6 protein-coding genes are annotated in these 12495 nt (G+C 59.5%); 4 read left to right on the top strand and 2 right to left on the bottom strand.

Annotation, left to right across the window (positions count from 1 at the left end):
• Positions 1–347: 347 nt before the first annotated feature.
• From HMPREF1323_RS03110 to HMPREF1323_RS03095, 4 genes are all read left to right on the top strand, one after another.
• Positions 348–3557, top strand: coding sequence for a S41 family peptidase (locus HMPREF1323_RS03110; RefSeq protein WP_044123989.1), 3210 nt, complete (start codon positions 348–350; stop codon positions 3555–3557).
• 95 nt (positions 3558–3652) lie between these two features.
• Positions 3653–4765 (top strand): A/G-specific adenine glycosylase, encoded by a 1113-nt coding sequence (gene mutY / locus HMPREF1323_RS03105; RefSeq protein ID WP_083845338.1) that lies wholly within the window; start codon positions 3653–3655, stop codon positions 4763–4765.
• 617 nt (positions 4766–5382) lie between these two features.
• Entirely contained in the window at positions 5383–5529 is a 147-nt protein-coding gene (gene rpmH / locus HMPREF1323_RS03100) for a 50S ribosomal protein L34 (RefSeq protein WP_009432805.1), read from the top strand.
• 208 nt (positions 5530–5737) lie between these two features.
• A complete protein-coding gene (locus HMPREF1323_RS03095; RefSeq protein ID WP_009432721.1) occupies positions 5738–7309 on the top strand; it encodes a transporter Ompp1/FadL/TodX family in 1572 nt (523 codons plus the stop codon).
• 83 nt (positions 7310–7392) lie between these two features.
• Here the strand turns inward: HMPREF1323_RS03095 and purL are convergent, their stop codons facing one another.
• On the bottom strand, positions 7393–11106 hold the full coding sequence (gene purL / locus HMPREF1323_RS03090) for a phosphoribosylformylglycinamidine synthase (protein ID WP_009432747.1): 3714 nt from the start codon (positions 11104–11106) through the stop codon (positions 7393–7395).
• Positions 11107–11302: 196 nt separating this feature from the next.
• A complete protein-coding gene (locus HMPREF1323_RS03085) occupies positions 11303–12316 on the bottom strand; it encodes a peptidoglycan DD-metalloendopeptidase family protein (protein ID WP_052312352.1) in 1014 nt (337 codons plus the stop codon).
• Positions 12317–12495 lie beyond the last annotated feature (179 nt).

The following is a 12495-nucleotide window of genomic DNA, read 5'->3' as shown; positions in this document are numbered from 1 at the left end:
TTAGGCCACTATCACACAAGCAAATCGCCACGCTCACTGCCCCTGTCCACCGAGGAGGGAAAATGAAGTAGTACTGGTCACTGCATCGACCAGTACTGGTAGGCATTAGTGACCAGTACTGCTCCGCGGTGTGACCAGTACTGGTCCGATCGCTGACCAGTACTGGTTACTTTCCCCCCTTCACGAGCCCACTCTCCACGCGCTTCTGCAGAGTGTTCCTTGCTCACCACTTGGGATGTGCACCATAGACACATTCGCCTCCTTTACGCCTTCCCTCTATTTATCGTATCTTTGAGCATATACATGGTATCGAACCACATACACAATCATCACTATAAGTAATGGATATAAAGAAACCCCTTCTCTGTGGGCTTCTCCTCGGTGCGGCGGCACTCTCCGCCTCTGCACAGGAACGCCCGCTCTGGCTGCGCTATCCTGCTATCTCCCCCGATGGCAAGACGATCGCCTTCGCGTACCAAGGCGATATCTACACCGTGCCCACCGTGGGTGGTGAAGCCCGTCGCCTGACCTCGACCGAAGCCTACGAGTGCTACCCCGTCTGGTCACCCGATGGCAAGCAGATCGCCTACACCTCCGACCGCAACTCCTCTGGGGTCAACATCTACATCATGCCAGCAGGTGGCGGTAAGGCTCGTCAACTGACGACCCACTCGGGGCGTGAGATCCCCCAGGCCTTCACCCCCGACGGACGCTATCTCATCTTCAAGGCACACATCCAGGATCCTGCCAGCTCCGCCCTCTTCCCCAACTCCCTGCTCACCGAGCTCTACCGCGTGCCCGTCACCGGCGGTCGCCCCGAGCAGATCCTCGCTACTCCCGCCGAAGCTGTGAATGTCAGCCGTGATGGCCGACGCATCCTCTATCAGGAGATCAAGAGCTTCGAGAACGAGTGGCGTAAGCACCATACCTCCTCCGCCTCACGCGACCTCCTTGAGTACGACTTCGACAAGAAGACCTACCGCTTCGTCGCCCGCCACGATGGCGAAGACCGCGATCCCGTCTACTCCCCCACGGGTAAGTCCTTCTACTTCCTCAGCGAGCGCAATGGTGGCTCGATGAATGTCTACGAAGGCAACCTCGCTGGCCCCGCTACCGAAGCCAAGGCACTCACCCAGCTCAAGGGTGACCCCGTGCGCTTCCTCTCCAGCTCTGCCGACGGCCTGCTCTGCTTCGGCTATGCCGGTGAGATCTACACCCTCGTCCCTGGTCGCAGCGAGCAGCGTGTACCCATCCGCATCTCCAAGGACCAGGCTCCCGACGAAGAGCTGCACCTCGCGATGAGCCGTAGCCTCGGCTCATCGGCTGTCTCTCCCGATGGCAAGCAGATCGCCTTCCTCTCGCGTGGTGACGTCTTCGTCACGGCTACCGACTACACCACGACCCGTCAGATCACGAAGGGCTCACAGGCCGAGCGTGGTGTCACCTTTGGCGCGGACAACAAGTCCGTCGTCTACGCCAGCACCAAGGACGGCTCATGGGATCTCTACATCGCTAAGGTCGAGCGTGGCGAAGATCAGAACTTCCCCAACGCCATGGCTATCAGTGACGAGAAGCTCATCCCCTCGCTCAAGGGCGAGAAGATGTACCCCTCCTTCTCCCCCGATGGCAATGAGGTAGCCTTCCTCTACCAGCGTGAGAAGCTCATGGTCTATAACCTCAAGACCCGCCAGACTCGTCAGATCACCGACGGCAAGCAGACGCTTGATCCCGACTTCGTATGGTCACCCAATGGGAAGTGGATCGCCTTCTCCTACGTCTCCCGCGGCCGTGGCCCCTACACCGACGTAGGTATCGTCAGCGCTCAGGGCGGTCAACCCATCCAGAACCTCACGAACAGCGGTTACTTCAGCAGCAATCCTCGCTGGTCCACCGACGGGAACATCCTCCTCTACGCTACCGATAAGTATGGTATGCGCAACCACGCTTCGTGGGGCTCTATGAATGATATTATGGCGGTCTTCCTCAATCGTGCGGCTTATGAGAAGTTCCGCATGAACGACGAAGACCTCGCTCTCCTCGAGGAAGCCGAGAAGCAAGCCAAGGCCGACACCACGAAGACGAAGAAGGCTCAGCCCGCTAAGAGCACCAACGGTGTCATCGAATGGGACAACCTCGACCTGCGCACCGTACGCATCACCCCCGCCTCTTCGCGCCTCGGTGACTACATCCTCTCGTCCGACAACAAGAAGCTCTTCTACTTCTCCGCTACCGAAGCAGGCGAAGACCTCTGGGTCTACGATATGCGCAAGCACACGACGCAGCTGCAGAAGAAGATGAACCTCTCCTCTCCCTTCTTCGCTTCGGACAAGAAGGGCACGAAGCTCTTCATCCTCGGCGCTTCGCCCATGACACTCGATCCCAAGACGGATGCCACGAAGCCCATCACGATGGCTGGCTACCGCCACATCGACCGCATCCGCGAGCGTGAGGTCATGTACGAAGAAGTCGTCCGCGAAGAAGAAGCACGCTTCTACCGCAAGGATATGCACGGCGTGAACTGGAAGAAGCTCACCGACCACTACCGCACCTTCCTCCCCTACATCGACAACAACCAGGACTTCGCCGAGATGCTGAGCGAGCTGCTCGGCGAGCTGAACGTATCCCACACGGGCTCGGGTGCTCGCAGCTCATCATCGGCCTTCCCCACGGCTGAGCTCGGCGTCTTCGTCTCACCTGTAGCAGGCTCTGGAGCCCTGCACGTCGACGAAGTCGTGGCAGGTGGTCCCTTCGACAACTCCCGCACGAAGCTGCAGAAGGGCAGCCTCATCACCGCTATCGACGGCGAGAAGCTCGAGGCAGGTAAGGACTACTTCCCTCTGCTGAATGATAAGGTAGGCAAGCGCCTCCTCGTCTCCTTCCGCACCGCCTCAGGTGAGCAGGTCGACGAAGTCATCCGCCCCATCTCCTCCTCTGCCCTCAATGACCTCCTCTACAAGCGCTGGGTCAAGCAGCGTGCCGAAGAGGTAGAGCGTGTATCGAAGGGTACACTCGGCTACGTCCACATCCCCTCGATGGGTGACCCCAGCTTCCGCACGGTCTACTCCGACGTTATGGGCAAGTACTACCAGAAGAAGGGTATCGTCATCGACATCCGCTACAACGGCGGTGGTCGTCTCCACGAGGATATCGAAGCCTTCTTCACGGGTAAGCACTACGCTGACCAGGTCGTCCGTGACCGCCAGTACTCGGAGATGTCCTCTCGTCGCTGGAATCGCCCCTCCGTCCTCGTCACCTGCGAAGCTGACTACAGCAACGCCCACGGTACGCCTTGGGTCTATCAGCACCTCAAGGTCGGTAAGGTCGTCGGTATGCCCGTAGCTGGTACGATGACCAGCGTGAACTGGGTGACGCTCCTCGACCCCAGCGTCTACTTCGGTATCCCCGCCGTAGGCTTCCGCCTCTTCGATGGTCGCTATCTGGAGAACACCCAGATGGAGCCCGACGTCGTCGTGCCTCTTGACCCCACGAAGGTCCTGCAGGGCGTCGACACACAGATCGATAAGGCCGTCGAAGTCCTCCGTGCTGAGACGAAGTAATTCCCCGCACTTCACTAATCGTATTTATATAAGCGTAGCCCCTGCATCCCGTGTGATGCAGGGGCTACGTGCGTAATGGCGTATCTTTGCGCCCGATGAAGAAGACCCATCCCACCCCATCCACCGAAGGCATCGACCTTTGTGATGTGCAGCGCCGCCTCGGTAGCTGGTACGACGAGCATGCCCGTGCCCTCCCCTGGCGCGAAGATGTATCGGCCTACCACGTCATGCTCTCCGAGATCATCCTCCAGCAGACGCGCGTGGACCAAGGGATGACTTATTATCATCGCTTCACCGAGCGCTTCCCTACCGTACAGGACTTAGCCGCCGCGAGCGAAGACGAGGTACTCCTCCTCTGGCAGGGCCTCGGCTACTACTCCCGTGGGCGCAATCTCCTGCGTGCCGCACAGATCATCGTCTCGGACTTCGGCGGAGAGATCCCCCACAGCCCCGAGGGGCTGAGCCGCTTGCCAGGCGTCGGCCCTTATACGCGCGGTGCGATACTCTCCTTCGCCTACAACCTCCCTTACCCCACTGTGGACGGCAATGTCTACCGCGTGCTGAGCCGCCTCTTCGGCTCTACTGAGCCCATCGATACGACACGTGGCGCACGCACCTACTGGGATCTGGCGGAGGCCCTCCTCGACAAGGCGCATCCCAGCCGCCACAACCAAGCCGTCATCGAGCTGGGCGCCCTCTGCTGTACGCCCCGTCGTCCGCACTGCGACGAGTGCCCCATCGCTATGCACTGTCTCGCCCATCGCGCCGGCATCGAGGAGCAGCTACCTATCAAGCAGGGCAAGACGAAGGTCCTCCCCCGCCACATGGACTACTTCCTCATCCGCCTTCCCCACACATCAGGGGGCGAAGGCCTACTCATTCGCCGTCGTGGTGCTGGCGACATCTGGCAGGGGCTGTATGAATTCCCCCTCATCGAGACGGGAGAGACGGGGGGCACCGTCGAAGAGCTGACGAAGCTCCCCGCCTTCGGTGACCTCATCGCCGCACTCAGGCGCCCAACCTTCCACCCCACGCCCATAGCACAGTGCTCGCACAAGCTCTCTCACCGCACTATCTATGCTCGCCTCTTCCTCATCGAAGCCGAGGGGCTCAGTGCGGAGCTTCCCTACCAGCGTATACCGAGCACGGAGCGCAGTAGCTACGCCTTCCCCGTACTCATCGAGCGCCTCTTAGAGCAAGTGCCATAGCAAGGAGTACGACGCACCTATAGCCCTACCTGAGTCAACCTATATTGGTCGGCGGGCGAAGCTATATTGGTCCGCGTCGTGACCTATATTGGTCGCAACGACGACCTATATAGCTTTTTGAAGTGACCTCTATTAGGTTGTTGCTCCGCGTAGGGATAAAAGTTACGGACGAGTGGTAGATAAGTTCGGGCTACGTACGTGGTCCTAATATCTACGTACGTGGATATTTGGATTGACGTGCCTGGTCTTTAGGACTACGTACATAGATAGAAGAAAACCACTACGTGAAGGCGCTTTTTCCTTCACGAGAAGGATACTTTTCCCTCCGCTGAATAATAGGAATACTCACGATAAGGCGAAGGGCGTGCTTGCTCACTTCGGAGAGGCGTATCGGGGAGCTGGGCGTGCGATGCCTTAGCAGGACAAATAGAGAACAGGACTCTCGGCAACAGTCCCCGATATAGGTTGACTCGATGACCAATATAGGTCACTACCACCCCCTGATATTGTGGGTCAGACGCCCCCCGCGAATTATGGTTGGATAAAATTCCCTATCTTTGTGGCTCAAATTGCAGAACATAGCAAAGTATAAGCAACTAATATATTAGACAAACGAGATGAAAAGAACGTTCCAACCATCGAACCGCAAGAGAAAGAACAAGCACGGTTTCCGTGCACGTATGGCTACGGCTAACGGTCGTCGCGTACTGGCTGCTCGCCGTGCCAAGGGCCGTGCTAAGCTGAGTGTCTCTGACGAGTACTAGGCCAAGCCTCTTGCATTTAGGTCACTGACCTACCCCTTAGAGGGCTCCCGTAGTGCGCACTACGGGAGCCCTTTTCTTTGCCTTGATACGATGAACACGCCGAGAGACACGCACACATCTGAGCGAAGTGTGCATATTTCTCTATCTTTGTCCTGCCTCCCGTGAGACAAGCACCCCACTTCGGGGCGACAAATCATCCTATATAGCAATGAAGAAAACGCTACTCCTGGGCCTCATCGCCCTCACCGCCGCCCCCGCAGCACACGCTGGGGGTCTGCTGAACAATACCAGCCTCCACGCCCTCTACCTGCGTAGCCTCGCGCGCAATGCCTCGCTCGCTATCGACGCGACCTACTACAATCCCGCTGGCCTCGTCTTCGCTAATGACGGCTGGCGCTTCTCGGTCAATAGCCAAACGGTCCTCCAGCGCCGTGACATCACAGCCTCCTTCGCACCCTTCGCCTACTCAGCCAACTACACGGGTCCCTACTCCAGTCAGGAGCCAGTAGCGACCAAGCGCTTCGAGGGGAAGGCCACCGCGCCCATCGTCCCCACGCTCATGGCTTCGTATAAGAAGGGTGACTGGGCATTCTCAGCTGTCGCAGGCGTCTTCGGCGGTGGTGGTAAGGCCAGCTTCACGAGCGGGCTCCCTCAGTTCGAGGCGAACGTAGCACTCGTCCCCACGATCACGCAGGCCATCGCTCAGAAGGCTACCGCCATGATCGCTACCCTCCCCGCAGGGGCTCTCTCCCCACAAGCTCAGGCAGGCTTTGCCAAGTTCATCGACCCGCTCAAGGCTGCCAACACGTACTCCGTAGATAGCAAGCTCGAGGGGCTCCAGTACGTCTTCGGCCTGCAGGCTGGTGCGAGCTACAAGATCAACCAGCACCTGAGTGCCTACCTCGGTGCGCGCCTGAGCTATGCCTACAATACCTACACGGGCTACATCCGCAACATCCAGGTCAGCGGTGCTGACGGCGCCATGCACCACGCCCCTACCTACTTCGGCGCTATTGCTGCGGGGGCTAAGGCAGCCGAGCCTATCGTCAACAACCTGCCCGACGCCCTCAAGCAGAAGGTACAGCCCGTCCTCGCCGTCCCTGGTCAGCTGGCACAGAAGACCCTCGACAAGCGCATCGAGGTCAAGCAGACGGGTATCGGTCTGGCGCCTATCGTCGGGCTGAACTTCAACTACGAAGGGCTGAACGTAGGGGCACGCTATGAGTTCCGCACCGCTATCCGCGTGAAGAACACGACTGAGGCCAATGACTCCGGCATGGAGCAGTTCGCCGATGGTGCCAAGGTCGCCAACGATCTACCCGCCGTACTCGGTGTAGGGGCTTCGTACCGCATCCTCCCCACGCTGACGGCAGCAGTCAGCTACAATCACTTCTTCGAGAAGTCTGCGAATATGGCTGGCGACAAGCAGAAGACCCTCAAGGGCAACACGAACGAATACCTCTTCGGTGTCGAATGGAACGCCCTCGACTGGCTCGACGTCAGCGGCGGTGTGCAGATCACGCGCAAGGGGGTGAGCGATGCTTATCAGAGCAACATCCACTTCGACATGAGCTCCACGTCCTACGGTCTCGGCGTCGGCCTGCACCTCACGAAGGAAGCCCAGCTGAACCTCGCCTATATGATCTCCAGCTACGGCGATCACAAGAAGGCCGTCAGCACCTACGCGGCTCAGCCCGCCCTTGGCATCGCACTCCCTGGTAGCGAGGTCTACACCCGCAAGAATCAGATCTTCTCCATCGGCCTCGACTACACGCTCTAAGGCCGAGCGAGTCCCGCTAAACGACCGAGCCCCGACCTCCCACATGGGAGATCGGGGCTCGATCGTTTGGTAGCTACCGTAGCCTAACGGCTGTGCTCACAGCACCAGTCGTAGGCATTGCGGAAGGCCTTCATCCATGGAGTCACCTCGTGCTCACGGCGGTCAGCCTCGGGGTAGTAAGCGCACTGCCAGGGGAAGATCGCACGCTCGGGGTGAGGCATGAGGGCCAGATGACGGCCATCAGCACTGCAAAGCCCTGCGATAGCGTCGGGCGAGCCGTTGGGGTTCGCGGGGTACGCATCATAGGCGTAGCGTGCGATGACGTGGTAGCGGTCGCTGTCGTAGGGGAGGTCGAACTTCCCTTCGCCGTGAGCTACCCACACACCGAGTGACGCACCAGCCAGATCACGAAGCATCACCGAGTGGTTCTCGGGGATCGTGAGGCTGACGAACGAGCTCTCGAACTTGTGCGAATCGTTGTGCGCCATCTTATGCTTCAGCTCGTGCTCAGGATAGAGGAGCTCTAGCTCGGCCATCAGCTGACAGCCATTACAGATACCGAGGCTCAGCGTGTCGGGGCGAGCGTAGAAGCGATCAAGCGTAGCCTTCGCCTGCTCGTTGAAGAGGATACCTGCTGCCCAGCCCTTAGCCGAGCCGAGGACGTCAGAGTTCGAGAAGCCACCGCAGAAGACGATGAGCTGTACATCATCGAGCGTCTCACGACCCGAGATAAGGTCGGTCAGATGCACGTCCTTGACATCGAAGCCAGCGAGATAAAGGGCGTAGGCCATCTCACGCTCACCATTCGTCCCCTTGTCGCGGAGGATGGCGGCACGGACAGGCGCCTTCGCCGTGCGGTTGGGATCGAGACCGAGGTCAGCGAGCTTACCCGTGAAGCCCTTAGGAGCCGTGAGGCGGAGGGGCTGATTCTTATAGCCTTCGTAGCGAGCCTTAGCCAGCTCTTCGCCGCTCTGATACTTGTCCATCAGATAAGAGGAGCGGTACCAGAGGTCGCGCTTGGCATCGATATCGAGCGTGAGCGTGGACTTCTTGCCGTAGCTTACCGAGAGCGTGCGCCCGTCAGTCGTAGGAGTAGCGATGCGAGCGAAGCCGATGCTGGCATCACGCAGTACTTCTTCGAGGACTTCGGGCGCCGAGGTCTGCACGAGCACACCTGGGTTCTCGGCAAAGAGGAGCTTGACGATATCGTCCTCGGGGAAGGCCGTGAGGTCGACCGACAACCCACCCTTCGTAGAGGGGAAGCACATCTCTAAGAGTGCCGTGATGAGACCACCGCCCGAGATATCGTGACCAGCAGTCAGCACACCGCGCTGGATGAGCTCCTGCACAGCGGTGAAGGCTTCGCGGAAGTACTCAGGCTCCTCGATGCGGGGCGTCTCGTCACCGAGCTGACCGAGGGCCTGCGCGAAGGCTGAGCCACCGAGCGCCAGCGGAGAGAAGCTGAAGTCGATATGATAGACAGGGTATGCGGGGTTCGCGACGAGCACAGGTGAGAGGATCTTCTTCACATCAGAGACCTCACCGATAGCGCTGATAATGACGGTGCCTGGGCTCAGGACCTTCTCGCCATTGGGGTACTTCTGCGTCATGGAGAGCGAGTCCTTACCCGTGGGGATATTGATGCCGAGCGAGATCGCGAGGTCCGAAGCAGCCTCTACCGCGTCGTAGAGACGAGCATCTTCGCCCTCATTGCGGCAGGGCCACATCCAGTTGGCGCTGAGGGAAACACCCTCGAGGCCGTAGGTAAGGGGCGCGAAGACGATGTTCGTCAGCGCCTCAGCGATGGCAAGCTGGCTACCAGCGACAGGATCTACCAGCGCCGCTACGGGAGCGTGACCGATAGAGGTAGCGATACCAGCACGGCCGCGGAAGTCCACAGCCATAGCACCGCAGTCGCTCAAGGGCAGCTGGATCTCACCCTGACACTGCTGGCGAGCCACACGGCCCGTGACGGAGCGGTCGACCTTGTTCGTCAGCCAGTCCTTACAAGCGACCCCCTCCTGCTGCAGCACCTCATCGAGGTAGTGCTCGACGCGAGCAGCGTCATAGCTCAGGGCGGGATAAGTCTTGTCAATATGCTTGTCGACCATATAGGTCTTGGGCGCCGAGCCGAACATATCCGACAGCGCCAGGTCAATGGGCTTATCACCACCGGCCTCTTCGAAGGTCAGGTGCATATCGTCCGTGGTGCGACCGACGACGTACATCGGAGCGCGCTCACGCTCGGCGATACGAGCGATGCGCTCTACGGCGTCGCCCTTGACCAGAAGGCCCATACGCTCCTGGCTCTCGTTGCCGATGATTTCCTTCGACGAAAGGGTCTCATCACCGATGGGGAAGGTGCTGAGGTCGAAGTGTCCACCCGTCGTCTCGACGAGCTCGGAGAGGCAGTTCAGGTGCCCCCCTGCCCCATGGTCGTGGATGGAGATGATAGGATTGTCTTCACTCTCCGAGAGCGTGCGTATGACGTTCTCGACACGCTTCTGCATCTCGGGATTGGAGCGCTGTACAGCGTTGAGCTCGATAGCACCGGCATACTGCCCCGTATTCACAGAGCTGACGGCACCACCACCCATACCGATGCGGTAGTTGTCACCACCGAGCAGGACGACCTCTTCACCAGGCTCGGGAGTACCCTTCTGTGCATCGCTGCGGCGGGCGTAGCCGACACCACCAGCGAGCATGATGACCTTGTCGAAGCCGTAGGTAGGTTCGCCAGTCTTGCCTTCGTGCTCAAAGGTCAGCACCGAGCCACAGATGAGCGGCTGACCGAACTTATTCCCGAAGTCGCTCGCTCCATTGGATGCCTTCGTCAGGATCTGACGGGGCGTCTGGTAGAGCCAAGGGCGGGCAGCGCTGTGCTGCTCCCAAGGGCGATCGGCTGCCGTGCGGGGGTAGCTCGTCATGTAGACGGCCGTCCCAGCCAAAGGCACGCTGGCACGACCACCAGCCATACGGTCACGGATCTCACCACCGGTACCGGTAGCAGCGCCGTTGAAGGGCTCGACGGTCGTGGGGAAGTTGTGCGTCTCAGCCTTGAGGCTCAGCACGCTGTCGATGGACTTACGGACGAAGAAGTCGGGCTTATCCCCCGTAGCAGGGGCGAACTGCTCGAGGTCGCTGGGGCCATCGATGAAGGCCACATTGTCCTTATAAGCCGAGACTAAGTGATTGGGGTTCGCGGCGCTCGTGTCCTTGATCATCGAGAAGAGGCTACGCTCTTCTTCCTCCCCGTCAAGGACGAAGGTACCACCGAAGATCTTGTGACGGCAGTGCTCGCTATTGACCTGCGAGAAGCCGAAGAGCTCGCTGTCGGTGAGCGGACGCCCGAGACGCTCACTGAGCCCCTCGAGGTAGGAGATCTCCTCATCGCTGAGAGCCAGACCGTGGGCGTCATTGTAGGCCCGCACGTCCGTGATATGCTCAATAGGCGCTGCCGTGATGTGCGTGTCGAAGACCGTAGCATCGATCCCCTCATAGAGGGCCTGCAGCATGGGGTCGAAGGACGCATCGGGCCCCGAGACCTCGCTGAACTCCTCGATACGCGTGACCGTGGGGATGTTCATGTTGCGCACGATCTCCACCGCATTGGTGCTCCAGGGCGTGACGAGCTCACGGCGCGTCCCGACGAAGAAGCCCTTGAGGGCGGGGGTATCAAGCAAAGTAGCCCCACCAAAGAGCCAGGTGAGGCGATCGAGGGCTTCGGCAGCCAAGGGCGCCGTGCTCTCCACGACATAAAGCACGGGGGAGCTGTGCTTCCTAAAGAGAGTAATCATTCGGAGACTATAAATATTGTCGTAAGAGGGATGTGATCCTGAGGAGATCGAGGCAGAGGGAGCTGGGGCACGGAGCCCCATTCCTATGAGCAAAGATACGGAAAAAGGCAAGGCCTCACTGCCCAGAGCCGGGGGCTCTAAGCGGTGAGGCCTTGTAGTGTGTCGGCGAGCATAGCTTACGACGGTGCGGTAGGCTTTAGCTCGGGATGCGGAGGGTACGCCCGGTGGAGAGCTTGGCGCGGGCGGAGATGCCGTTGGTGCGGCAAAGCTTGCTTACCGAGACGCCATACTCAGCTGCGATAGCGCGGACGGTCTCGCCCTTCTTGATGCGGTGCGTCTTGAACTGCTCTTCGTTCGACTCGCCACTCTTCTTAGGCTTGGCAGCTGCCTTAGCTACTGCAAAAGAGCGGGGCGTGCGATAGGCACCCTTGACGAAGGCGAAGATGTCGTAGCGTGGGACACCTGCCTGGAAGTCGAAGAGATCCGATGGGTCGATGGGGATACCCATGAAGCGTGCTTCGAAGTGGAGGTGGGGCCCAGTAGAGCGGCCCGTGCTACCGCCGAGACCGATGGGGTCACCAGCGCGGACGACCGTCCCTTCGCGGACGATGGAGCGGCTCATGTGTCCGTAGACCGTCTCCAGACCATTGGGGTGGCGGATGACGACGTAGTTGCCGTAGCCTCCACCTTCGTAGGACTTGATACGCACCTTCCCAGAGAAGGCTGCACGTATCGTATCCCCGTGGCTCAGCTTGAGGTCCGTCCCGTAGTGCATACGCCCGAAGCTATGGCGATAGCCGTAGTTCGAGGTGACTTGGTGGGTGGCGATGGGCATCACGAACTCCTGCAGGTCGATGTCTTGGCGGTCGGGGATATTGACCGACATACCTGCGAAGGGGTTTACGTGACTTCCCCAGGACTCTTCGCCGTAGAGCTCAGAGGCCGGTGCCTCGAGATCTTCGTTTTGCTTCTTAGCTTTCAGATCAGCCTCGCGACGCTGCTTCTCCTTGGAGAGACGATTCTTGATCTCGAGTCGGTCGGCCAGGAGCAGGTGTTCACCAGTGGTGCTTGCCTGCTGACCGGCTGTCGTGCGTGTCTCCTTCTTTGGTGTCTGGGCCTTCCCTGAGGGGGGCGTTGCCGCCCAGGCAGGGAGTGTCGTGGCAGCCAGACACAGAGATGCGCATAACAGTCGCATTCTTTTTCTTGTCATACCAGCTTTTGATACTACATTAATGATAATACCTGGCGGGAGCGCGCCTCCCGTCGGTGTGCACGGATGCAAAGCATATACCATGCGACAAATGCAAAGATAACCAAATAGTTACAAACGCCAACACTGCACAAGCGCGCAGTATATGTGCAGTCCCCGACCTACTTTTCGCCCTTCCG

Origin of the sequence: Porphyromonas sp. oral taxon 279 str. F0450 (genome assembly GCF_000292995.1) — a bacterium.
Lineage (GTDB): Bacteria > Bacteroidota > Bacteroidia > Bacteroidales > Porphyromonadaceae > Porphyromonas > Porphyromonas pasteri.
The sequence above is the reverse complement of the archived record's forward strand: the minus strand, read 5'-3'. Positions and strand labels throughout refer to the sequence as shown.